The sequence below is a fragment of the Enterococcus sp. AZ071 genome (assembly GCF_050499065.1).
Classification (GTDB): domain Bacteria; phylum Bacillota; class Bacilli; order Lactobacillales; family Enterococcaceae; genus Enterococcus_A; species Enterococcus_A ferrettii.
Genome location: NZ_JBIPAS010000002.1, coordinates 385,706 through 410,247 on the forward strand (window position 1 = coordinate 385,706; position 24,542 = coordinate 410,247).

24 protein-coding genes are annotated in these 24,542 nt (G+C 39.9%); 4 read left to right on the forward strand and 20 right to left on the reverse strand.

Going from position 1 to position 24,542, the window contains the following annotated elements; translation table 11 throughout:
* Positions 1 to 437 precede the first annotated feature (437 nt).
* The 7 genes from IGI49_RS20395 to IGI49_RS20425 form a co-directional block, all read right to left on the reverse strand.
* Positions 438 to 1,058, reverse strand: a complete 621-nt coding sequence (locus tag IGI49_RS20395) for a histidine phosphatase family protein (protein WP_429965747.1) — start codon at positions 1,056 to 1,058, stop codon at positions 438 to 440.
* Between the two features lie 81 nt (positions 1,059 to 1,139).
* Complete coding sequence (locus tag IGI49_RS20400; RefSeq protein WP_429965746.1) at positions 1,140 to 2,174, reverse strand: NADH:flavin oxidoreductase/NADH oxidase; 1,035 nt, start codon at positions 2,172 to 2,174, stop codon at positions 1,140 to 1,142.
* A 15-nt stretch (positions 2,175 to 2,189) separates the two neighbouring features.
* The gene (locus IGI49_RS20405; protein WP_429965745.1) at positions 2,190 to 2,810 is read right to left on the reverse strand and encodes an endonuclease III domain-containing protein; all 621 of its coding nucleotides are present in this window, start codon (positions 2,808 to 2,810) and stop codon (positions 2,190 to 2,192) included.
* 123 nt (positions 2,811 to 2,933) lie between these two features.
* The gene (locus IGI49_RS20410; protein WP_429965744.1) at positions 2,934 to 3,896 is read right to left on the reverse strand and encodes an ABC transporter substrate-binding protein; all 963 of its coding nucleotides are present in this window, start codon (positions 3,894 to 3,896) and stop codon (positions 2,934 to 2,936) included.
* A gap of 577 nt (positions 3,897 to 4,473) precedes the next feature.
* A complete protein-coding gene (locus IGI49_RS20415; protein ID WP_429965743.1) occupies positions 4,474 to 5,130 on the reverse strand; it encodes a CatA-like O-acetyltransferase in 657 nt (218 codons plus the stop codon).
* The gene (locus tag IGI49_RS20420) at positions 5,114 to 5,716 is read right to left on the reverse strand and encodes a helix-turn-helix domain-containing protein (RefSeq protein WP_429965742.1); all 603 of its coding nucleotides are present in this window, start codon (positions 5,714 to 5,716) and stop codon (positions 5,114 to 5,116) included. Before IGI49_RS20420 ends, IGI49_RS20415 begins: the two co-directional genes overlap by 17 nt.
* Positions 5,717 to 5,782: 66 nt before the next feature.
* Positions 5,783 to 6,607 carry a class I SAM-dependent methyltransferase gene (locus IGI49_RS20425; RefSeq protein WP_429965741.1) on the reverse strand — a complete coding sequence of 275 codons (825 nt, stop codon included), beginning with the start codon at positions 6,605 to 6,607 and terminating at the stop codon, positions 5,783 to 5,785.
* Between the two features lie 337 nt (positions 6,608 to 6,944).
* Here IGI49_RS20425 and IGI49_RS20430 point away from each other — a divergent pair, with 337 nt between their 5' ends.
* The gene (locus IGI49_RS20430; protein WP_429965740.1) at positions 6,945 to 7,256 is read left to right on the forward strand and encodes a DUF2316 family protein; all 312 of its coding nucleotides are present in this window, start codon (positions 6,945 to 6,947) and stop codon (positions 7,254 to 7,256) included.
* 58 nt (positions 7,257 to 7,314) lie between these two features.
* On the opposite strand, the gene IGI49_RS20435 is transcribed toward IGI49_RS20430, so the two are convergent.
* Entirely contained in the window at positions 7,315 to 7,899 is a 585-nt protein-coding gene (locus IGI49_RS20435; RefSeq protein ID WP_429965739.1) for a DJ-1/PfpI family protein, read from the reverse strand.
* Between the two features lie 143 nt (positions 7,900 to 8,042).
* Between IGI49_RS20435 and IGI49_RS20440 the strand changes: the two genes are divergently transcribed.
* Positions 8,043 to 8,471 carry an Lrp/AsnC family transcriptional regulator gene (locus IGI49_RS20440; protein ID WP_429965738.1) on the forward strand — a complete coding sequence of 143 codons (429 nt, stop codon included), beginning with the start codon at positions 8,043 to 8,045 and terminating at the stop codon, positions 8,469 to 8,471.
* On the opposite strand, the gene IGI49_RS20445 is transcribed toward IGI49_RS20440, so the two are convergent.
* The 9 genes from IGI49_RS20445 to IGI49_RS20485 all read right to left on the reverse strand — a co-directional run bounded on the left by IGI49_RS20445 (position 8,468) and on the right by IGI49_RS20485 (position 20,777).
* Positions 8,468 to 10,153, reverse strand: a complete 1,686-nt coding sequence (locus tag IGI49_RS20445) for a hypothetical protein (RefSeq protein ID WP_429965737.1) — start codon at positions 10,151 to 10,153, stop codon at positions 8,468 to 8,470. The genes IGI49_RS20440 and IGI49_RS20445 overlap by 4 nt on opposite strands.
* A 332-nt stretch (positions 10,154 to 10,485) precedes the next feature.
* Complete coding sequence (locus IGI49_RS20450; RefSeq protein WP_429965736.1) at positions 10,486 to 11,079, reverse strand: hypothetical protein; 594 nt, start codon at positions 11,077 to 11,079, stop codon at positions 10,486 to 10,488.
* Positions 11,069 to 12,067, reverse strand: coding sequence for a DUF4947 domain-containing protein (locus IGI49_RS20455; RefSeq protein WP_429965735.1), 999 nt, complete (start codon positions 12,065 to 12,067; stop codon positions 11,069 to 11,071). The genes IGI49_RS20450 and IGI49_RS20455 overlap by 11 nt, the downstream gene beginning before the upstream one ends.
* A gap of 1,139 nt (positions 12,068 to 13,206) precedes the next feature.
* Positions 13,207 to 14,397 (reverse strand): amidohydrolase family protein, encoded by a 1,191-nt coding sequence (locus IGI49_RS20460; protein ID WP_429965734.1) that lies wholly within the window; start codon positions 14,395 to 14,397, stop codon positions 13,207 to 13,209.
* 274 nt (positions 14,398 to 14,671) lie between these two features.
* Positions 14,672 to 16,096 carry a DUF2142 domain-containing protein gene (locus IGI49_RS20465; protein ID WP_429965733.1) on the reverse strand — a complete coding sequence of 475 codons (1,425 nt, stop codon included), beginning with the start codon at positions 16,094 to 16,096 and terminating at the stop codon, positions 14,672 to 14,674.
* A gap of 184 nt (positions 16,097 to 16,280) precedes the next feature.
* A complete protein-coding gene (locus IGI49_RS20470) occupies positions 16,281 to 16,592 on the reverse strand; it encodes a pyrimidine/purine nucleoside phosphorylase (RefSeq protein ID WP_429965732.1) in 312 nt (103 codons plus the stop codon).
* 25 nt (positions 16,593 to 16,617) lie between these two features.
* Positions 16,618 to 17,502: a sulfite exporter TauE/SafE family protein gene (locus tag IGI49_RS20475; RefSeq protein WP_207704098.1), complete on the reverse strand. Its 885-nt coding sequence runs from the start codon at positions 17,500 to 17,502 to the stop codon at positions 16,618 to 16,620.
* Between the two features lie 65 nt (positions 17,503 to 17,567).
* Positions 17,568 to 19,970: a trans-4-hydroxy-L-proline dehydratase gene (gene hypD, locus IGI49_RS20480; protein WP_429965730.1), complete on the reverse strand. Its 2,403-nt coding sequence runs from the start codon at positions 19,968 to 19,970 to the stop codon at positions 17,568 to 17,570.
* A gap of 24 nt (positions 19,971 to 19,994) precedes the next feature.
* Complete coding sequence (locus IGI49_RS20485) at positions 19,995 to 20,777, reverse strand: radical SAM protein (RefSeq protein ID WP_207704100.1); 783 nt, start codon at positions 20,775 to 20,777, stop codon at positions 19,995 to 19,997.
* Between the two features lie 177 nt (positions 20,778 to 20,954).
* Between IGI49_RS20485 and IGI49_RS20490 the strand changes: the two genes are divergently transcribed.
* Positions 20,955 to 21,497 (forward strand): helix-turn-helix domain-containing protein, encoded by a 543-nt coding sequence (locus tag IGI49_RS20490; RefSeq protein WP_207704101.1) that lies wholly within the window; start codon positions 20,955 to 20,957, stop codon positions 21,495 to 21,497.
* A gap of 357 nt (positions 21,498 to 21,854) precedes the next feature.
* Here the strand turns inward: IGI49_RS20490 and IGI49_RS20495 are convergent, their stop codons facing one another.
* A complete protein-coding gene (locus tag IGI49_RS20495; protein ID WP_429965729.1) occupies positions 21,855 to 22,274 on the reverse strand; it encodes a hypothetical protein in 420 nt (139 codons plus the stop codon).
* A gap of 21 nt (positions 22,275 to 22,295) precedes the next feature.
* Entirely contained in the window at positions 22,296 to 22,487 is a 192-nt protein-coding gene (locus tag IGI49_RS20500) for a type II toxin-antitoxin system HicA family toxin (RefSeq protein ID WP_429965728.1), read from the reverse strand.
* A 211-nt stretch (positions 22,488 to 22,698) separates the two neighbouring features.
* On the opposite strand from IGI49_RS20500, the gene IGI49_RS20505 reads away from it, so the two are divergent.
* Positions 22,699 to 23,151, forward strand: coding sequence for a GNAT family N-acetyltransferase (locus tag IGI49_RS20505; RefSeq protein ID WP_429965727.1), 453 nt, complete (start codon positions 22,699 to 22,701; stop codon positions 23,149 to 23,151).
* 34 nt (positions 23,152 to 23,185) lie between these two features.
* On the opposite strand, the gene IGI49_RS20510 is transcribed toward IGI49_RS20505, so the two are convergent.
* Positions 23,186 to 24,499 carry a family 20 glycosylhydrolase gene (locus tag IGI49_RS20510; RefSeq protein ID WP_429965726.1) on the reverse strand — a complete coding sequence of 438 codons (1,314 nt, stop codon included), beginning with the start codon at positions 24,497 to 24,499 and terminating at the stop codon, positions 23,186 to 23,188.
* Positions 24,500 to 24,542: the final 43 nt, after the last annotated feature.

A 24,542-nucleotide genomic window follows, 5' to 3' on the forward strand; every position in this document is an offset into this window, starting at 1 on the left:
AAAACCTAAATAATTAGTTATTTATATAAGAGAATTTGTTAAGTACTAATTAAGAATAATCTATGTCAAATTTGTCACGAATGCTCAAGAAAAGTCTTCCCGATGAATCATCAGTTCAACAACCGATAGTTTCAAATTGACCCTAAGTTAAGACTAGTATTGCCTTTTCACCCCAGCACTCTTATATCGATTTCAATGAAGTTGCTAAATTCTTATCCTTATACACATGAGACGGCGAAATAGTTAAACAAACCTTTCTCTCGTTCCGCAGAAAGGCTGATCTAAATAGTTAAAATTTTCCCTACCTCCGTAGAAACATCAGCTAGCTTTTGATAACGACCTTTCCTACCTGTTATCCGATCTCTTTGCTTTGTTGCGTATCGTAGATTTCAAGTTTTTTAAAAGTTCACTCAAAAAAAGGCGGCTATAGCCACCTTCTACTCCAAATGCTTCGAATAATTCCAGACCTTTTGCTGGAAAGCCTCTCCATCTTCTGAAGAAAAAATACTTAAGCTAGTATTCTTCAGCAAACCCTTTTGACGGATTTTTCGCAAATCTTGTTCTCTCAGAAAAGCCAGCAAAGATGACAGCATCACGCCATGGCCTACAATCAGATAATTTTTATCTCCCTGATAGTCCAACGACTGTAAGAAACCCAGACCTCGATCCAACAATTCTTGATAGCTTTCTCCAGCAAAACCGCTTGGATCATACAGCTCGGGTTGGTGCATCAAATGATCAAATTGGTCATGATCCTTTTGTGCCTCGATAGCGGTCCCATCCCAGTCACCAAAATCCATTTCTTTTAAGTCATCACTAATAATAATTTCCAACTGACTGTGTTGATTTTCACTCAGAATTGCCTGCATTGTTTTAATGGTTCTTTGAGTCGGGCTGACATAAATACTGGCAAAATCGATTTCCTCCAAATACGCTCCGAGCCTTTTAGCCTGCTGGATTCCCTCTGGCATAAGACCAGGATTGGAACGACTTCCGTTAAACAGTTGTTGCCGATTATTCTCGGTTACTCCATGTCTTACAAAATATAAAGTTGCCATATGCTGCCTCCGATCCTTTTATTAAGGATAGTTTCTTTTCGGCAGTTGTGTCAAATTACGGGCTTAGTTAATCATCTGATGTTAGAGCTGTCCTCGCTTATAAGAGTCGTTATATACTTGAAAATCCTGATCATGCAAGGAAATGGCCGCGTCAGCTAACCAGTTAACATTACGAATCAGTGCCCGTCCCTGCATGATTATATCCGCCTGCTTATTCTGCAAAATATACTCGCACAAGCCAGGGTTGTCTAATAGACCCAATGCCGTTACCGGTATCGAAACTGCCTGTTTCATTGCAATTGAAAACGGTACTTGATACCCGTCATGCATCGGAATGTTGGGCCTGCGGTTCAGTAGTCCGCCCGTAGAAATATCTAAACAATCGACACCTTCAGTCTCTAACCAACGGCCAATTTCTTGCCAGTCTTCCAAGCTGTTTTGTTCCCCCGCTTGGGCGTAATCAGTTAGAGACAAACGAACCCACAAGCTGCCGTGGTAATTTTTACGAACTTGTTCCACAATTTCTTGCAGGAAACGATAACGATTTTCCAGCGTCCCACCATATTTATCCGTTCGTTGATTGGTCGAGGGTGATAAAAACTGGTTAATCAAATATCCATGTGCGCCGTGCAATTGGATCATATCAATCCCAGCATCGACACTGCGTTTAGCTGCTGCAACAAAGCTCGCCTGCACACGATGAATTTCTTCAACCGTCAGTTGATTTGGTGTTGCATAATCCTCACTATAGGCAATTTCACTAGGAGCCAGGGGATAAACAGCATCTTTCGCTTTCCGACCTGCATGATTCAACTGAATTCCCACTTTAGTTCCAAAACTATGCAAATCAGCTACTAATCTTTCCAACGCAACTTTCTGTTCTTGATTCCAAAGCCCTAAATCCCGACTGCTGATTCGGCCATCCGGTTCAACTCCCGTTGCTTCAATAATAATCAGACCTGTCTGGCCAATTGCACGAGCGCCGTAATGAGCGAAGTGAAAGGGGGTTGCCACTCCGTCCTCTTTTATAACTTCGTACATACACATGGGTGACATCACCACACGATTTGCTAAGGACAGATTACCAATTTCTACAGGCGACAACAATAATGACATTTTTCTCGACTCCTTCTATTTTATTAACCAGCTTTCGTCCATGTTAGGCTGCTTGCGGTAATGCTTCCCATGAATATCAATTACCGCATGCCACTCCCGACACAATTCCCAGGAAATCTCTTCAGGAATCGGCAGTAAGGCATTACGCATTTCTTCATAGCTTAAATAATCACCTAAGCCTAGTCGCTTAAACAAGCGTTGTGCGTAAGTATCTGCAATAAAGGCTTTTCGCTTGAATATATATAGCAACATCACATCAGCCGTTTCTGGACCAACACCCTTTATGGATAGCAGCTCTTCTCTTAATTCCTTCGTTGAGAAGTGCTCCAAAGCTGACACTTCTCCACCATGGCCCTTAAACCAATCCAGCAATGCCTTGATAGCTTGACTCTTTTGACGATAAAAGCCGGCTGGCCGAATCAATTCCTCTAGCTGTTCCAGCGTTAACTGTTCCAATTGCTCAATCGTCAAATAGGGTTGAAGGTTTTTCAATGCTCGTTCCGCGTTGCCTTCATTGGTTCGCTGAATCAAGATCATTGTAAGCCAATCTGACAACCAATCATCTGATTCCCACCAGTATTGGAATCCGTAATGCGCCACCAACCGATTCAAGACTTCAACTATTTGATCAGTCATCTTCTTTACTCCTTCGTTCTTTCCAAAAGCTTGGTGCCTTCTTTTATTATTATAAAGCCTTTTTCTTAGCTGACAAAGCAAAAAGCCGACTTGTTCTTCCTTGTCGGCCTTTGCATACATCATTTATTCCTCTGGATTCTTAATAGTTGCTGGATCAATTCCCAATGCTTCACACATTTCTTTATTAACGTAGAATTCCAGATTTTCTGATTCCTCTACTGGCATGTCTGCTGGAGTTGCTTCGCCTCGTAAAATTTTAGCAGCCATTCTTCCCGTTTGTGCCCCTAATTCTTCGTAATTAATCCCAATAGTAGCAATGCCGGCTTCTTTGACATCGTTGATGGCTCCAGCAACTAAGGGAACCTTTTTTTCTTTCATTACATCCCCAACCAGTGTTTTTGCACTAGCAAAGGTATTGTCTGTCGGCAGGTAAATGCCATCAACTTCATCCGCAACTGTTTGAGAAACTTGTTGCACATCATTCGTGCTGGTAACTGTGCGAACAACCGGTTCTACCCCAGCTTTTTTCAACGCTTCGATCGCCAAATCTGCTTGAATTTTTGAATTGATTTCACCGGAATTGTACATGATTCCCACTTTTTTAGCATCGGGCACAATCGACAACAGTAATTTGATTTGTTTAGCCACTGGCGACATATTGGTTGTTCCTGTTACATTTCCACCAGGTTTGTCGTAACTGTTTACCAATTTTGCTTCCTTCAAATCAGTCACACAGGTTACAACAATCGGAATATCTGTTGTCGCTGTCAACAACGATTGACCAGCGACCGTGGTTACTCCCAACAATAAATCTGGATCTGATTTTACTAATTTTTCACTGATGCTCTTCAAATTATCCTGACTGCCTTGGGCATTGTGGTAGTCGATCTTAACAGTTTCGCCATCAATAAAGCCCTCTTCTTTCAAGCCGCGAACAAAGCCCTTGTATGAATCATCCAACGATTCATGCTCCACAAATTGCAGTGCCCCAACTGTTTTCATGTCATCTTCAGCTGATTCTCCTTGCCCACATGCACCTAATATCATCAAACTTAAAATACCAATTCCTGCTAATACTTTTTTCATTATTTCCTCTTCCTTTCGAATAAAAAAATCGTCCACCTAGATAGTCTAAGCGGACGATTGGAAATTACGAAAGAAATCAATACTATTTTCGCACTATTCACAGCCACTTAGAATTACCTACGTGGCTGGTGACGCGTTGAAGCACATTAGCCATCATAGATACAAACCTGTCCGTTTGTATCCAGATGAATACAAACGTATCTAATAATAGCTAACGTAATAGCGGTTATTCAGTTGTGAGAGTTTGTTCTTTGTCATGTTAATGACCTCCAACCGATGAGTTGAACATAGTATACAACAAGATAAATTAAATGTAAATGAGAAAAATGGAATTTGTATTAAACATTTTTTTAGCTAGACCAATAAAACTAGAAATCCAATCTTACTTTTTCTCTCGCTGCAGGTAGACTCCATCAACTTAAATTAAAGAGGATATCCTTGAATTTCATTAGAAAAAATTACTTATTCATTATTTTCACTCGGAGTTAAAGGCATGCTCGCTTCTTTCTAACTAGTAGACCAATTTCCTCCCCAAAGAAAAACATCAGAGTCTACTCTAAACTAGACTCTGATGCTATTAATCCAGCCAATCCTCCCCTTGATCCATCAATTCCTGCAGCTGCTCCAAAAATACTTTCAGCTGATAGCCATCCGTTGCTGCATGATGTGCATTAATCGCCAATGGCATGTACCATTCGTCATCCTGCTGAATAAATTTTCCAGCTTCAAAGCTGGGAAAATAATAATCCTTTAGTTGATGATGCTGCAAAGAAAAACTATCAAAACTGAACCAGGGGATACAAGAGATCACATACGCATTCTCTGGTGGCGGTCCTTTCTTCGTTAACATGCCACGATCAGTGCCAAATGTTTGAACATCTGCCAAATAACGCTGATAAAATTCCGAAAAATTGGTCGAATATTCAGTCCATAGCAGGGAAACCGTCTGATCTTCTGGATGAAACTGCGGATAAACCGGATTGAGATAGTCCCAAAAACCCAAAGTCTCATCCTTTATCGCCAATTTCAATTCCTGCAGTTGACTTATCACGCGACTCCCAGCATACAAATATGCTGGGAAAAATTTAATCTGTTTGTATTTGGCTTGTTGACGCAGTTTAGTAACCCGCAGCTTTACTGTAATTGAGTAGCTGGTAGGAGCCATTTGCGAATAATAGTAAAAAGATTCCGCTCTAGGCCAATTTTCCATCGATTGTTTATAAAAAGTGGCCATTGGTTTGCTCCTTTTTGAATAATCCATGCGTAGTACAATAAAAATACATAGTCGCATGACACATTCGCGGCAGTCGAACTGCTGGTTCCTGTTCGGGATACAGCTTTTTCAACTGAATTTGATCACCAGAGACTAGCGCCAGAAAGGACAACGAGTGCTCCTTTTTCATTTCATGGGCAAAGGTAGCATACCAGTCAGCTTCAACTTCTGTTACCTTCACCTGATGCTCCCCTTGTTCTGCCTGAGGCAATAAGGGTTCTAAATGTCTTCCACAACAAGTCATTTCAGTTTTCCCAAATGAAAAGTTGATGGTCTGGCAGGTCGAACAGACAAAAAAACTGACCTTAGTTATATTCCCGTTATTCAGTTGATTTTGAGTTAATTCCCCTGCCAGCAGTTGATTGGTTTCTACTTGAAACAACTGAGAAAGTTTTGTTACCAGTGATACATCGGGGTAACCTCGCCCCCGCTCCCACTTGGAAACCGTCCGATCGCTAATCATTAGAGCTTCGGCTAATTCTTTTTGTGTCCAGCCGCGTTCATTCCGTAAATTGCGAATTAATCGGCCAGTTTGTATACTATCCATCTTCTCACCTCTTACCTTAAGATTACGTGATTCCCACCGGCAAAACAACCAACGGAACGTAGAGTTTTACTGCTTACTGACCACAAAGCAGGCGGTATCGGAATTATCCTCCCACGGCTCACCGGCAATATTTTTATAAAGCTTGACTTGGGTAAAGCCTCCTCGCTGCAACTCTTCTGTCATTTCTTTCGGCGTAAAGACCGTCTCCCAAATATAAAAAGTCTTTTGCTCTTCTTCATTCAACAAATGATGGGCTGCTAAATAGGTTGACCCATATTTTTCCGTACGTTCCAAATGCAGACAGGGTTCTTGGCTCCAAAAACTATTTTCTTCCATTTGCCAGATTTGAGTTGGCTTAAAATCTTGATAACGAACAGGCGTAAACACATCAAAAACCAGTCGACCATCAGGCTTCAGTGCCTGATAAGCCCTTTCTAAAATAATTCGGCGATTCTCATGGGACAAAACACCTAAATCACAATAAATCATAAAGATCAGATCGTAGGATTCCTCCTGCCAATCAGTTTTAGTATAGTCTCCCTGAATATAACGAATCGGCAGGTTCTCCTCCTCAGCAGATCGTCGGGCATAGTCAATACTATTCTGGGAAAAATCAATCCCAGTCACTTGATAGCCAGCTCGTGAAAACTTCTCAGCATAGATTCCCGGACCGCAGCCTAAATCCAATACTTTTGGATAGTCTTCTGGTGGAAATTTTTCTGTCAGCCAAGCCACCGATTTTTCAACAAAATATTTGTTGCGAGTGGCTCCGTCTTCCTGCTCATTTAAATGAGCAGCCAGCATGTGGTTAGCTACATAAGGATCAAGCCAAATATTCTCACTGCTTTTCGTGAACAAAGGGATGTCTTGTCTTAATTTATTTAGATTCATTTTTAAATTCTCCTTTTTAGTAGTTGATCGTTGATTGGTTTTAGATATACAAGAATAGCAACGCAAAAAAACATGAAAAAGCCAACATCTAAACACAACAAATAAACTGATTTCACCATGAAATTTTTCAGTTTATTTGTCTTAGATGGCTTTTCCACGTTTCACTAGCTTACTTTATTTGTAATGCTTAGTGCGCCGGACTACATGCACTTCCTTTAATCAACGATCACTATAAGTTTAGCAGAGCCATTCAGCATGTGCAAGCCTGGTTTTTGTCAGCTAATTTTTCGACATTTCTTTCAAAACGTAGTAAACTACCTCCAAGGAAGTGAACGGAATGTCATTAACGCAACAACAAAAATTGGATACTATTTTAGAATTCCAAGAAAATATGTCTTTGGCAAATCTGACAATTGAAGCAGTTGCTGAAGACTTTCAAGTAGCACCAGAAAAAATTACCCGCATTCTTCAGCTTCAACAAAATTCCATTGAAGATCCATGGATTCTAAAAGAGTACTTAGCCAAAAAGGTTGAAGAAGCTGGCCAAGTTCCTGTACCTTTCACCGCTTTGGTCGGTGATCACCATCAATATTGGTTCTTAAATACTCGAAAAATTGATAAAATGAAGCTAAGCCGCGGAAACGCTTAAACAAAAAAACTTCTCTGACCACTCAGGTTAGAGAAGTTTTTTATCCTTGCAGCTTCACCTAAAAGCCCATTCGCCTTTTTACCTGTTGAACATTTTCTTGATTTGTTAGTTGTTCAAGCAGCCAAAACGCTACTTCCAAAGCTGTTGCTGGCGAAGAAGAAGTAACAATATTTCCCTCTTGAACAATGGACTGACCATGCTGCACCTCTACCCCAAAAGCTGCCAGCTGATCTTGCCGAGGATTGCCGGGATAGGTATAAGTTGTCGCTTTTTTACCAGATAAAACACCACTTTTGGCTACACTTAAGGCGGCCACACAGATTGAAGCGATCGGTTTACCCGCTCCTGCAAAATATCTAATTACAGTCAGAAATCGTTCATTGAACGCATCTGTGTAAAATCCTGCTTCTTCAAAACCGCCAGGAATTGCCAAAGCATCGTAAGAGTCCAGTTGGATTTCATCTAACAGAACATCGGGAATCCATTTCGGCCCCCAAGTACAAGTCAGTTCTGAATGCAGTCCCACCGATACCAGCTCGGTGGAACCATCTCCCTCATATAAATTCCAACCTAGAACATCTGTGAAAACACTTGCTTCATACGCTTCAAACCCATTCGCTAACAATAATAATGTTTTTGTCATTTTTCGTTCCTGCCTTTCCTTCCCTCTATTAATAGCATATAATGAAAAAATACTTGCTTCCATGTACAAAACAAGGTATTAGGGGTGTTTCACCTTATTTATTAAGGTAAAAGAGCCTTTTCACCTTAATAAAGGAGGTTTCTATGGATCAAACTGATTGGAAGATTCTCGACCTACTGGCAGAAAATGCCCGCATGCCGATAAAAGAGCTTTCTAAGAGGGTCGCCTTAAGTAATCCCTCAGTAAAGGAAAGAATTTTAAAACTAGAAGAACAAGGTATCATCGAGGGCTACACTACCAAAATCAACTATCAAAAGCTGGGGAAGAAGATTGACGTCTTTATTCTGATGGAAACCATAAATTGCCAAGCCTTTCGTGAGTTTTGCTGGAGTCATCCTGATGTTATCGAATGCCATCGCATTGCTGGAAAATACAGTTATTTAGTTAAATTTGCGACAGACTCGATGGCTTCATTAGAGGATTTTATTGATCAAACCCTCAAGTATGGCCATCCTTCGACACAAATCGTTTTTTCCTCTCATTACAATGAAAAAATGTTCAAAGCTCCTTAATTAGAAGCCTTGAACATTTTTTTGAGCCTTGTTTTTTTCACTACATAATAAACCGGACAAAGTAGCCAAAACAGTATGGCAAGCCAAATACCCACATCTACGTAAAACGGTGGATTGAACCACAGACGTACCTTGTTTACTCCACTTTTTGCCTGAACAGCAGGCGTGCCAATCTCAGATAGCGTCGGCGAAACTTTTTTACCATTTACCGCTATTCCCGAACCATGATACAGAACAATTGGCAATTGCGTTTGTCCCGCTTTCGACTGTGTCCATTTAACAATTAAAGAATTACCAGCCACGATCTTTTGAAAATCCGGATTGGGATCAACCACTTTTTGTTTGTATAAATTGTAATTGTTGCGGCCAGTTTCTTCATAAACCGGCAAGTAGTCCGGTGTACCTTTTTGCAAAAGTTCTAAACTCTTTTTCAAGTCACGACTGTAGAAGGAGTCACGAACCTGCTGGTCATCTCCATAAACATACGTATGAATTCCTTCTTTATTAGTGTAACGCTCAGTGTGCCAGCGCTGCAAAGTCTGATTCGTGGTATACAAAATCTGCACCGCACCAATCACAACCACCAGCATCGGAATTATCTGCTTCAAACGCTTGGGCCAATTGGTTGTACTGTAGACCTGAGCCGTGAAAAAAACAAACAAGACAGTAAAAGGTGCAAAGAAACGAAACGGAAACTGAATTAACGACACAAACGGAACCTGCTTCTGCACCCAGGTTGTCCAAGGCAGCAAATCACTGGATAAAATCAAGAAAATCAGCGATAAAGCACCCGTCAAATGAATTAAAGGCGTCATCTTCTTGCGACTCACTAGATAGATTGCCAGCATTGCGCCCATTAACGGCACAAAGGTATAAGGATAAAACAGCCAATAATCACTACCGCTGTCCACCGCAAAATTTGACATTTGCTGGTTTACAAAAGGACTAATCAGCTGATTGTTGGTGTATAGATAGAAAAGCGACCCCCACAGATTCGCCGTTAGCCCTAAAAACAGCAGCACCGCCAAACTGACGTCCTTCATCAGCTTCATTTTCTGCTCACTGCGAATGAAGGTATAAACAAAATAGAAGGCATAAATCCCTGCCAGCAGCAAGCTAGAAAATAAATGAATTTGCGTCATCAACGCCATCAGAATCGCCAGCTTCACCACTGGAATCCGGCCTTTTTCCACCATATCCAATAACGGTAACAGACACAGTGGCAAAACCGCCGTTCCCCAGCTGGTAAATCCCTGACGCTGAATCCAGTATTGAATCGAAAATGTCGTCATAAAGAAAATTGCCGCTGAAACCGCCAAACTCTTGGAAATCCCGGCCCGCTTCAGCAAACAATACATTGAACTACCTGATATCAAATAAATCAAAAAATTTGCCAGCACCTGATACCTAAACCAGCTGCCACCGATCAGGACTAACAAACCGTTTAGATAAGCCCACAGCGGACCGTAAAGAGCATTGACAATTCGTCCCGACTGCTGAAAACCATAAAGAGTAATAAAATATTCAAAATTTCCGTTTTTAATTTGCATCGCTGTATCATAAAAGCGATTGAAGTGAAAAACTGCATCCGAACCAACGATCATATCGCGGGTAATCAGGTTAGGCAAAATAAATAAAACCGCCATCAAGGGAATGACCCAGTACGGATAGTTTTTTTTCATGAAAACCAACTCCTCGTTTTTCATTATATGTCACACCTATGTGATTCATGTAATAAGAAGACTTGGTTCAAGAAGCTTTATTAGCAATTTTTCTTTTTTCTTTAATGATTTATGCCGATAAACACCCTCAATAAGTGCGATTGAGGGTGCTCAAAAGTAGTTTTTAAGTCGCTATGTTCTGAATAATTAAAGAAAATCATCTTAACATAGTTAGCACAAAGTTCTGCAGTTTGTCTTACCTTCTTGATATCAGACAGAAAATCCACTAAGTCAACTATTGATAACAGACTCACAATTGACGGATTACAAAAACCGAATGGGTTCATTAACAATCAGTAATGACTTTTATCAGTAATCATCAGTGTCTCTTTATCGTAAGTAACAGTAACAGAGTGGGGCTCGTAATCCCCATCACTGGTTTTATTCCAAGTAGCCATCGATCTTGGCGGCATACCATAGGATTCTTTTTCCCAGCTAGTAACAGTATCGGGCTTGCCCACCAACTTTTCTAATTCTTCATAACTTGAACCATTTTCAAAAGAATACTTTTCACTGTCAGCATCGTAATTCTCGGTAGCTACTTTTACAGAATCATAGATATTTTGTGTCCAACCTTCAGGGAACTCCCCTTTTGTAGAAGAATCTTCGACACCTGGCTCGATTGGCTGATAGGGAATTACACTCTCAGTATTGCTACTAAACACTGAATAACTCAATAGTCCGACCAGCATAATAATAATCGGAATTGCCGCACTGACATGTATCAAGTTTTTTTTCTTTTTAACTGTAGACAACTCATCAACTTGATTGACGGTGCTCTTTTTTTTCGTGTTCAAATAAATTGTGCCGCAATATTCGCACTTCCAGCCATTTTTTACTTGGTGGAATTGCGTACTGCCACAGTTCATACATTCTTTATTTTTCATGATAAAACCCATCCGATCCATATTCTTCAGGAAAATCATCTGGGTATTTTCCTAACCCTTCTCGAGGATATTTTTCTGGCGAGCGGGTGAAGGATACGTAGCGCACGATCGGTGTCACATACCCCACTCGATCATCCTTAAAATAAACGTTTGGTTTTCCTTGTTTTTCGTAAACGAATTGTTTTGAGTACCCTGCATAAGAGTTGTCTTTAATAAATGCAATAAAAGCTTGAACTTCTCTCCAAGTAAGTTGTCCAGTTTGCCATTGCTCCTTTAAGGATTTAGCTTCGTAGTTGACAGGTCTGTTCTCATCATCAAATTCAAGTCGAATATTATTTTGGATTGCTTCAGAATTTGTGATGATTTCATCCGGCTGTCCCCAAATTCGCAAAATATCCGCAGTAGAATATTGTTCAAAATCTGGTCCATAAGCAACTAGAAAACCAGCTTCATGATAATAGGTTGTTACCGCGAACTCTGAATTAGGATCTTCGATGATCATATCTTTTTTAGGCGGTTTTTTTACTCTTTTCTTTTTTGCGATATCATGATCTTTTTGTGCCTCAGCCAATCGTTCTTCAAACTCATTTGTTCTCTCTCCGCCATATTCAGCAACTGAGGCTTTAGCTAATTTAATTTCCTCATCGTTGAGTGAGAGCTCTGCGATTCGAACAGCTCGTTCCGGATTGCTTAATTGACTTGACGAATAATCTGACTTGGGACTATCATTTGGGTTTTCCACATCTTGTTTTGCAGGTATGTTCTCTCCTGAAAAAAATAGTATGAAACTGAAGACGAATAAAATGAGAAAAAGACTAATTATCGTAGGTTTTGCAACTCGTGTATTTTTAGTTGGAACAGGCGATTTCTTCGGTGTGACTGGTGCATCATCGAAATCATATTCTGCGTGACAGTAAGAACACTGGTACCCTCTCTTTGTTTTTTTAAATTGATTCCCACCACAGTATTTACAAATTAAACCTTTCATCTTATCTACCTAACTTTTCTTTAGATTGTGAACAGTCATTGCCTCAACCATAGATTCCCTCTCAACTACACACAAGCAACAATATCCAAGAAGTAACTACAGGAAGAGAACCTGTCGACATCGTTGATTATTGATTAAATGACTATTTTATCGTGATTCCCCTAAGCATATTGTTTCATTTAAAAATAAGTGCGTGCAGAAAAAGCTGTTCTTCTGTCCACTCAATTGTTTAAGAAATTTGTCCATTTATTTTTCAGCATAGGTTCTGATTCTTCTTGTGTCAGAAAAAATCACCTTAATAATGGCAAAGAGGTCAGGAATCCAATTAAACTTCCCTTTTAGATGCAGGAATCACAAAAATTTTGTCCGCTTCAGTCTCTCAGTAATTGTTTTACACTATCTATTACCGTATCTAAATTTATACAACAAACAACTCCTAATTTCATATCAGAGTCCTTGTCTACCAAATTTCCTTTGAACTCAGTAGAAGCACTTTATCTGTGTATAAAAAACATGCCTTTTTAAATCAACTGACAGTAGCATTTCAATGGCCTCTCTAAGAATTTCTTGTTTTGTCACAAATTAATAAATAGACGATATTTTCTCCTATACTACAAACTTAATAATAAATAAAATTAATCGAATTAAAGGAGGGATCCTTCCGAATAAATTACAATAATGATTATTTTCATTCGCTGACAATCAAATTTATCCTCTATTTATTTTCATGCTATTTTTTATTATGAAAACTTGATTAATCCTATTATATCAAAGGAAATAGGAAGCACAATAGGTATTCTTCACAAGATTCTTTTCAGTATAAAAGCAGAATAATCTCGTGTACACTCTCCACGTAACATAACACCTATTTATTTTTATGCCAATGTGCGTATTTGGTTTGTCTTCAATTCCACCTTCACAGATAATCATTAATTGAAAAAATAATTAATTCTGCATTATATCTTACACATTTTTTATGTATGAACATTAACAGCTCCTTTTTATAAGTACTAGATAAGAAATCAAAGCAAAAAAGACAAGAAATTTAGCGAATACACCTCATTTCCTGTCTTCATGCTTTATTAAGTAAACTTATTTTCCTCTCAAACGCTTGAAAAGCAAGGGATCCGTTCTCACACTTACATCTCTTCCCCTGCCAAAAAGACCTGCTGTACATTCCGCAGCTGCTCAATATCCTGGGTAACATCGCCGGATACCACTAAAATATCCGCCTGCAGGCCCGATTTAAGTTGGCCTGTCACCTCGGTTAAGTCGAAAACTCGTGCCGGATTTTGAGTAGCTGTTTGAATCGCCTCAAGTGGCGTCAAACCATAACGAACCATTAACTCAAGCTCCTCAACAATCGGCACATCAGGCGCCTCCAGCATCACCATATCTGTCCCTGCTAAAATTGTTACTCCTTCATCATAGATCGGTTTAAAATTCTTCGAGTAAGCCTCAACAGAAGCTTCAAAAAAATCTAAATGATGAGAGTAGGTTTCAGTAGATTGATTAGAATGATCAATCCCCACCTCTTGTACCTTCTTGTTGTAATCAGCCAGAAAATGATAAGCAAACATCGTAGGCGTCCAAGTCTGCTGATTTGCCGCCATTTGTTTGCCTTGTTCTACCGTTAAAAAGTTGCCATGTTCAATCGTATCAAAGCCAGCATCAATACACATTTGGATTCCTGGTTGCGTGCCGGAGTGAACCACACATTTCATGCCCAAACGATGGGCCTCCTCAACTCCCGCATTCAGTTCTTCTTGGGTAAATTCACAGATATCGTCACGGTTTGTGGTTAACAGCTTAATCCAATCCGCACCATCACGTTTTTGACGACGAATGGTATGACGAATATTTTCTACACCATCCACCTCTTCAATGCCATCCTCATGGCCATGACCACCAGTAATACAAATTCCACGATCAGTATGCAGAATCCTTGGTGCTTTGACAAAACCTTTTTCCGCTGCCAGCCGCAGCGTTTCTAAAAGAAATTGCGGACCGCAGCAGTCCCGAATCGTTGTTACCCCCTTCTTCAGACAGGTCTCCGCTTGCTTTTGTGCATAATAAGCAATCATAAAATCATTGTAGTGATGCAAATCTGGCTGCGTCCAATAATAGCCCAAATGGATATGAGCATCCATTAAACCTGGTAGAATCGTTGACTGACCGTAATCTCGAACCTCTGCCTCCGGATATTTTTCCTGTAATTCTTTCGCAGGACCCACTGACAGAATCTGATCGTTTTGACAAACCACACCGCCATCCTCGATCACTGTTTCTCCATCACCAATAATAATTTTTGCCGCCTTTAATAAAAACATGCTATCCTCCCTTTCCCTACTAATGTTAGTATATTCACAAAAGTTTACGCTTACAAGGGGGAGGTGGAATTATTTAGCAAAGTCATTTTTTTAGAGATTTAAAAGCTTTCTATTACTCCTTTTTACTTTCCCATACGTGTCTTCTCTGTATTAACCTTATATAAATCAGAAATTATGCAGATTGAAAATTTTTGCACCTCTAATAATTTTTTTACAGTTTGCTTCATGAAAAAAAGCCTGCCTTCATTTTGCAACGAAAGCAGACTGTCTATTCTTAATAGCGTTCATTTAACACGGATAAAGCAACTAGAAACAAGATTACCAAGCTGATACTTAAAATAATATTCATTGAACGCTTGCTGACATCCAAGCCTTTGCCATGGCTGCTGAACAGCGGAACCATAGTTAGCCCAACCGGAATAAAGTAGCGGCCTTGAAGTCCCTCAATGGTTTTCTTGGCATTCACTGGATTCCAGATTTGATACAGTGCAAAGAAAGTCAGCAGGGTGTATAGGATCAGCAACAGCACAATAATTCCTTTTTGATAAAGAGCCAGTGTTCCACCGTCTTCTTTTTGCAGCAGGGAAGCCACAATCAAAATTGAAAAGTAAAAGATAATCCAGTGGGTTGCCATTGGTGCATCCAACAAACCAAAGTCTCCGACTGCTGACCGAGTGATATAATCTCCTTTGATCCCTAAAACATAGTTATCATAAAAATTCGTCAGAAAAATCGACGGATCCTTGAAAAAGGCTGCCACCTGCTTCGATGGGTTAGAAAAATCACGATAAAGCGTTTGCTGATCAATCATGAAGCTGTTCCACCACAGATAAAAACCAATCGATAAAGCCAAAATCAAAATACCCCAGGCAATTTTCCTTCGCACACTTAAAGCTTTATTGGGCAACAAGAAAAACAGCATCCCTAAAGTAATCATTGTCGGCTTCATTAAAACCAGTCCGATCATCATTACCATACTGATCAACATAGCTGGCGAGCTGATTCGTTTTTTGCTTCTAAGATGCAAGATCCAAGACGTAAAGAAAAAACCGCCGGCAATAATCATGGCATCTCCAGAAACCGTAGAAGCTAAAAACATAGCCATCGGATTGAGACCAATTACTGCCCCGCCCCATTTTGAAAAGGGGAAAATAGCTAAAGCTGCAAACACCACAAAAATGTAAGCAAACAGATTGAAATAGCGGGCAATATAATACTGATTCAGCGGTCGTTGATTAAACAGCTTACCCACCCAGATCGCGGTTATTTGCGGAATGTAATTGACAAAGCTGTAGTTGGTCATGCCGCCGGTTCCGATAAATTTATCCGAATTATCGCCATCTGACTTAATCATATAAGGATACTTTTCATTTTCTCCCCATTTTTGAACGGCGTATTCGTTCATGCGATAGATTTCATCTGAAACCTCAAAACCATAAAAGCCCCAGGTTTGATCAGCCTTTTTCGGTGCCTTTCCTGTACGCGTCTCTGGACGCACCTTAAAACGGGAAAGGGCATCAGCCTTCACTAAGTGCCCGACTTCATCGGGGGCCTGCAGCGGTGGAATGATTTTGATGAAGATTAGACCAAATACCATTGCGAAAATTAAAAAGAAAACGACTGGAAATTCCAGTCTTTTTATTGTTTGAAAGATCGGATTTTCTTGTCTTTTGCCCGATCGAAGTTGGGTGGTTGTCATTAACTAGCTCCTCAATAAATTTGTCTATGTCTAATTTATCATACTTCACAACATTTTGAGTGGACTTTTTCTTGATTGGTACAAAAAATCTATACAAGAAAAAAGAAGTCGCATCTTACCGCGACTTCTTCCATCAAAAAGGCTGAATCAATCTATAAAATCAAGTTGATTCCACGTTGCTTCTTTATTCAGCAATATACGAACAGCTGTAATCAGCATATTCCGTTACTTTTACTTGAAACGCACTATTTTTAGGAACAATAAACTCTTCTTCTTCAGTGAAAGTTTGCCATTCCGTTTCGCCAGGCAGCAAAACCGTCATTGCCCCTTGTAAAACAGTCATTAATTCTTTTTCGTTTGTATTAAAGGTATAGTCACCTGCTAACATGAACCCTAAAGTAACCTTACTGCCATCTGCCTGTTGAAGGGTTCGGCTGGTTACCTTCCCGTCAAAATAAACATTGGCCTTTTTCACTGCATCTACATTTTTTAACACGACAATTTATCCCCTTTTTTCAGTTTTATGCTTTTTGTGCAATCGCCAGCTTACGACTCTTTTGAATATAGGTAAAGCCAGAGTAAATAATCACTACGATGACAATCCAAGTTAACACCGTAATATCTAAGCCTGTAACGAATTTCGAAGCAATAATTACCCCCGCAATTCCGCCAATCGTGATTCCCAGACTTACCTTACGAGCATACTCACCTGTTCGAATAAAGTTGATACTCGCTACAGGCATCAATGCACCGCAGGAAGCAGACATGATCGGGAAAGCCACCAAAGGACTCAAGCCCAGCATATACACCATTGCCATACAAGGGGCATACAATCCCACCCCCATCGTCATTAGTGCACCTAAACCAAAATTACCCACAATTCCAATTATCAGTTTAATCCCGGTTAAGCCAGTCGCTGTATTGCCTTCACCTAAAATATTGATCATGCCAGTTTGTTTCAAGGCCATCAAGATTGCGGTCAATATTAAAGCACAGCCCATTACAAATTGAACCTTTTGCTCCGGCAGCTTAGTAACAAATTTCGAGCCGATCCATGAACCAACTGTTGCAGCAGCAACCAAAGAAAACAAAGTCAACGGCTCCACCTTTACCACTGTGATAAAGATAATTGCTTCCAATAAACAGGATAACGCATGACTGACATTTAACGTTCCCGGCAGCTTGCGATCGTCATCCAGCTGCTTGGTCAAGTTCATTAATAAAGTGGTAGGAGCAAATGCCCCAATGCCCAAAGTATCTAAGAAATCAGTAATAAAACCAATCCCGATTGAAACAGGCATACTGCCGCTGCCAAGATTTCTCTTATTCTTAAACAGATCCCGACCTAAAACACTCATGTGCAAGCCTATAAAAAGGACCAGCATTACCAAAACGATTTGTTTCATACTTACCTTCCCCCAAGAGAGAGCCTAGAAAGCATTTCCCGTTATCTTTCTAGGCTCAGATTTTTTTAGCCAAAATCTTGTTCTGTTCGAGCAATAATTTCATCCTGCAGCGCTTTTTCCAAATTATTAAAGTAGTCGCTGTAACCCGCTACTCGTACAATCAGATTTTCGTATTCTTTTGGATGCTTTTGAGCCTTAAGCAGAACATCCCGATTGACAACGTTAAATTGAATATGGTGTCCGTCCAGTGCAAAGTAGCTACGAACCAACGACGCCATATTAATAATTCCCTGTTCTCCAGCAACTACACTTGGCGTAAACTTCTGATTCAACAATGCACCACCAGTTTTGGTTTGATCCAGCTTAGAAGCAGATTTGATTACTGCAGTTGGACCGTTGCGGTCGGCTCCTTTTTCAGGTGAAATCCCATCTGGTAAAGGAATTCCTTTATGACGGCCATTTGGTGAAGCTTCCATCACTTGACCAAAGTAAACGTGGCAAGTGGTTGGCAGGAACTCTACTACCGTTTTAGAACCTTTTGGTGTAGGCCGGCCAGCAATGATATCCTGCAAGGTTTCATCCACTGTTTTTAACAAATCATCCGCATAGTCATCGTCGTTCCCGTATTTCGGTGTTTCATTGTAAACCATGTCATAAATATCGTCATGCCCTTCAAAATCATCCGAACAAGCTTGAATCATTTCAGCCATCGTCATCGTTTTTTGATCAAACACATTATGCTTCATCGCAGCTAATGAATCGGTGATAGTTGCGACACCCACACACTGAATATAACTCGTGTTATAGCGAGCTCCGCCGCAGTTGTAATCTTTCCCCACGGATATACAGTCATCGCTCATTACTGAAAGCAACGGTACGGGCATAAATTCCATGTACATCCGTTCGATCATATTGTTTCCGGCAACCTTCACGTCCACCACATATTTCAATTCTTCATAAAAAGCATCAAACATTTCTTCGTAAGTTGTCATTTCGCGGAAATCGCCAACATCAATCCCTACCTGCTTGCCTGTATAGTGATCGTACCCGCGATACATTGCTAACTCAAAAACTTTCGGAATATTCAAGTAACCAGTCAGAACATACGCTTCTTTACCAGCGACGCCCACTTCCACACAACCTGAACAAATCCCGCTTTCTCTCGCATCATCGACAGATTTGCCTAAATAGCTCAATTCATTCAAAATAGCTTCTGAATTATAAAGCGCCGGTTGACCCCAGCCTTTACGAGAGACCCGCAACGCTTCACGCAGGAATTTCTCTGGTGATTTTTTCGAAATTTGAACGTTCGAGCTTGGCTGCAGCAGCTTCATTTCATCCATTACTTCTAAAATTAAATAGCTGACTTCACTAACTCCGCTGGTTCCATCAGGACGCAATGCCCCGGTATTCAAATTACAGAAATCAGTATACGTACCGCTTTCCTTCAACGTGATTCCGACTTTTGGCGGTGCCGGCTGGTTGTTAAATTGGATCCACAGATTTTCTAAAAGCTCCCGCGCTTCCTCACGAGTCAAACGGCCTTCTTCTATGTCTTTTTCATAAAAAGGTTCTAAATGCTGATCCAATTTACCTGGTGAATACGCATCCCAGTTATTCATTTCAACAGTTACCCCAATGTGCACAAACCAGTACATTTGAATTGCTTGACGGAAAGTTTGTGGTGCATGTTCAGGTACAACATCACAGACTTCAGCCAATTCCAACAGTTCTTTTTTCCATTCTGGATCAGTTTCTGTTTCAGCCATATTCCGACATTGCTGAGCATAACGTTTTCCAAAGATAATCATTGCTTCACAAACCAGCTTCATACCTTCTAATTCTTCTCGTTTGTTTAAAGCTTCCATATCATTGTTGTAATCAAGGTTGTCAATTTCCCGTTGGATATCTGCTTTGAAATCAGCGAAACCTTTTTGATACATTTTTCCGTCTGCAACTGTATGACCAGGTCCCCGTTGCATCAAGAATTCTGTATATAAACCAGCATCAAACAATAAATGCCATTCTTCCGGCAATAACTTATTCATGCGCGTCATCATTGCTCGATCATGCCAATAAGGAATAATGACTTCCTCTTGAATCTTGCGATCTTCCTCTGATACTTTGAAGAATACCTTTTCACGATTGTTCATATTCTCAAAATCGTCTAACGTATGACAACATAACTCTGGGAAAGTTGGAGCTGCCCAAGGTGCATGCCCCTTCTCACCAAGAACCAAACTACCTTTTTCAATATAGTTTGTCCGGTTTTCCATAATATACTTAAATGCTAAACCACGCAAAACGGGGGTTGAAACTTTGCCTTCCCATTGCTTGTAGGCTTCTGTCAGTAAAACAGCTCGTTCCATGGAAATTCTAGGTTCACACTCTTTTTCACTAATTTCTCTTAATCGCTTGATTCGTTCAGTACTGCCTCTTCTCGTTGGTTCCAATGTTAATTCAGCCATTTCTTTTCCTCCTGTACTTCTTTATTATCCACCGATTGTCACTTGATAACCGGCTGTTTCATATACTTTTTGAATGTGCGCAACTTGTTCATCAGATGGTTTAATAAAATTCTGGGTACATTCTCGGTTCAAACGTTTGTATTTGTCTCGACCAAAGTCATGATAAGGCAACAATGAGATTTCACTCACATGAATTCCTTGTTCATAAAGCCAACCCACAATATTCCTCGCTGTCTGTTCATCTGCATTGACTTCATCCAGCAGAATTAATCGCAAATCGATCACTGCCTTTTGGTCGGATAAATAGCGTAAATTCGATAGAACCATGTCATTTCCAGCGCCTGTATACAGGTGATGCAATTGTGAATTTATGAACTTTAAATCGTACAAAAACAGGTCGGCATAAGGTAAGATTCTCTCGTAATTTTTTTGAGGGGCCACGCCGCATGTATCAATCGCTACCGAGATACCCATACGCTGACATTCTTTTGCCAACTCAACCACATAGTCCATGTCTTGCGCCATTACCTCGCCGCCGGAGAAAGTAACTCCGCCACCAGACTGATCATAAAATATCTGGTCTGCTTGGATTTTTTTAACCAGTTCTCGAATGGAATAGTCTTTGCCGATTACCTCTTCTTTTCCGTATTTGTTCAACATAATCTCTGGACCAAAAACTTGGCTTTCTGGATTGTGACACCATTCACATCGAATGGGACACCCCTTGAAAAAAATCGTTGTTCGAATACCTGGACCATCATGGGTAGAGAATTTTTGAATGTTAAAAATGGTCGGATTTTTTTTCACGTTATTCCCCTCCTACTCACTTGTAATTATAATCACAAAGGCAAATCTTTGCAAGCGGTTTTTTCATAATAATGAATTTTTTTCTTTTTGATGGCGCTTTCTTTCACGAGCGTGACCACATAGGCATTTAGGGTATTTTGCGTTATACTAATAGTAATAACTTCAAGGAGGAACACCATGAATATTGGAGATAAAGTAAAAGCATTGCGTACAGAACGGGGCTTTACCTTGAAGCAGCTTTCTGAGGCTACCGGCCTGTCTACCGGCTTTTTGTCACAATTTGAACGAGGAATTACCACGATTGCAGTGGAGCATCTGTCAAACATCGCCGAAATATTTGATGTAAAAATCAATTATTTCTTTGAGGATGTTGAAGAAAGTGAACCAATTATTCGCGGCTATGATCAACCAGTTCTGCGGATTTTAAACAATATGATCTACAAAAAGCTTAGCCCTGCTCCTGAGGACAAACAAATGGCACCGAAGTTAATTGAGATAATGCCTCACGAGGATCGTGAATTTCCTGCTTCCTATCCTCACCACGGTGAAGAATTTGTCTATGTATTGGAAGGAATTCTTACGCTGGAGCTGGATAGTAAAAGTTATCAGATGTATCCTGGCGACTCTGCTCACTATTTTTCAACCTTGGATCACAACTGGGATAATCAAACCAATAAGGTCGTTAAGTTCATTGTGGTTCATTTTCCGAATGATTATTGAAACAGTAAAACAACCCCAGTTAAACTATATACTTCTTGACGTATAGTTTAACTGGGATTGTCTCTTAGATCGCTTTATTTATGTGATTACCATCAATTAACCACTTATCTTCCTATTCAATTTCGCGTAATCGCTGCACACGATTTATTTACTTTTATTCCATCTAGTTCAAGCTGCTTTCTTCACTTTCGGCTGAAGCTTTTCGTTTGCTTAACTGTTTTTATTCATCGCTATCAAGTCTCCCTACTTGCCTTGAGTGCAGCGCGCATGCTTAATCGTTAAAAAACTTTGTTATAGTGGAACAAACAAAAAAGCCCTCCAATTTTAAAGAGGACATTTGATGCAAAGAAAACAATATTATACTTTCTGAATATCCTGATCAATTTTTTCCTGCACATATTTAGAAATACTGATATTATTGTTGTTCAGATAGAAATCCTGATATTTTTTGATGGAGACCATACGCTTAACCGGTTCTTCGCTGAACCTTTTCAAAATTGCCGTCAAATTAGTCGCGATTAACGTAATGTATTGATGATCTTCCTTCGTTTTTTCTAACTCTGAAAGAGCCTCTTCACCCATCTCTGGAAAAGGCTCTTTGGCTTCATAAATATCAAACAGCGTAAATTCCAACGAGCTCTTCGCCACCCCAACTGCTTCCGTTAACGTTTCCGCGCTCGCAGCAATTGTCATTCCAGTAAAAGGATAATCGATGAGATAATCGTCTTCGGCCAATCTACTAATACGCATGGCAAAAACAAGTTCTTGCTGGTCCATGGTAAACCTCCTTGTAAAACTTTAGTTTAGATTTAATAGTTTTAGCAGTGCTTGCTCAGTTCCTTTAGATAAATCCTTATTTGCATGAATAGCAATTGTTACCTTTTCTCCAGTTTCAAAATGCTTTAATCTAACATGGGAACCCTTTTGTCTAATCATTTGCCAACCATTTTTTCTTGCTAAACGCAATAGGTCTTTACCAGTCATTGGCATGATGTATCCTCCAATTTCATAATTATCTTATCACAAAAGTATATATTTTTATATACTTTATAATTTTGATTAGTATCTCCCCTGTTTAATATACGCATTCTGCCAAAAAACTATTTTTCACTATACAAAATAAAATCGAACCATCGTATCACTATTCATTGCATCACGCCTCTTCTACAATAAATATATCAAAGAAAAAGCAGGTGAAAAAATGAAGCTTCTAAACTTACGAGAATCACCAGAAATAAAAAATGAGTTGACAAACTATTTACAGGCTAAATGGGGTACTAAGGAAAGCAACCCCGTTTACCTTAATTGTTTGGCTCATGCTGTTAGTCCAGAACTAGCATTGCCAATGTGGTATGCCTTAATAGATGGAGAGAGAATAATTGGCTGTGCCGGATTAATACCGAATGATTTTATCAGTCGGATGGATTTAACACCTTGGCTTTGTGCACTTTTTATTGATGAAGCGCATCGCGGGAAGCAATTGAGTCGGTGGCTTATCGAACAAATCAAGCAGGACACGCGAAAATTAGGCTATCAGAAGCTTTATCTGTGTACCGATCATATCGGACTTTATGAAAAAATGGGGTTTGACTATATTGGCGACGGCTTCCATCCTTGGGGCGAGCAAAGCCGCATTTATCAAATAAACAGTTAAAAAGCTTCACGAAAAAAGCTCATGAAGCCCCCCTTTATGCTGACCAGCTATCGTACAGCTTTTGATAGTCGGTCTTTTTCTGTTTATCACCATAAACTTTTTCACTCAGTGCAGCCTGCAGCCAGAAAATGTCATTAATCACTTCGCGAGATTGCTTAGCTTCAGGAACATCTGCCCAGACTGAAATGGCAATGCCTTTAGTTTGGGTCAGGTTGATAACTCGTTGACCATTAGCAAATGTGGTTAATTGAAATTCCGCATTAATTTTTTCGTAGGTAGGATAACTGTAACCCGCCGCTTCACCCAAAACATAATAAAAGAAATTGTCATTATGATTGATGACGCTATAATTTTTTTCGAAATACTTTTCGATCGGTGCCATGTGTTGATTCCAGCAGGTCCAATAAGAAATTTCACAGTCCTGAGTTAAGTGAACCTGTTCCTGACGATTACTTCTATAAAAACCATCATTCCAGACACGTACTGTAAAACCAAGTCCTTTTACATAAGCAGCTAGATCATTTATATAGGAAATAAAGGTCTCAATTCCGCTAGCGGATTTTCCAAAATGTTTCGAGGCAGCCTTTTTCAATTCAGGATAGTTTTCAAGCAGATCGAAATCGACAAACTCATCGGCACCGATATGGAAATAGCGGCTTTCGTAAAATAATTCTGCAAATTCCTGATAAATAGCCTGAATGAACGCTGTGGCCTCCGAATTTAAAATATCTACTGCTTTCGTGTCACGTTCGTTATCCTTCATGGGCAGCTGCCACTGTGGATAATGGCGCAAAACCTGCTGCAAATGTCCTGGCGAGTCTAAATCTGGAATGAGTTCCAAATAGTATTGTTTGGCATAAGCAATCAATTCCTTGATCTCAGCTTGAGTTAAATGCTCTGCTGAAACAATCTCTGGATACCGCAGCGATTCAATACCAAAACCCTCATTTTCTGAAAAATGCAGCTGTAAATGCGTGAACTGGAACAACGCCATACTACGAACCAGACGTTTTAGTTCGACTAACGGATAATATTTTCGACCAATATCCAGCATTACAATCCGTTCTTCCAGTTGAGGCTGAAGTATTTCTGGCCAATTATTTTCCATTAATTGACTCAAAATAACTCGAACCGCTCCTCGAAACAGAATCGCTGGATTCCCTCCTAGAATACGAGTAGATTCAAGTTTAGCCTTCATCCCCAGCTCTGAATCTATTTGCAAACAAAAAGTATTTTCCTGGTCATTCACAAAATAATACCCTAGCTCCACAAATAGCTTCGTCACTCGATGTTGGACTTCTTGTGTGACTTTTGTTTCAGCAAGCAGCGTGCATTTTATTTTTTCCATAACCGTTTCCTTCTATCTAAAGAAGCTGACCTAAAAGCGCATT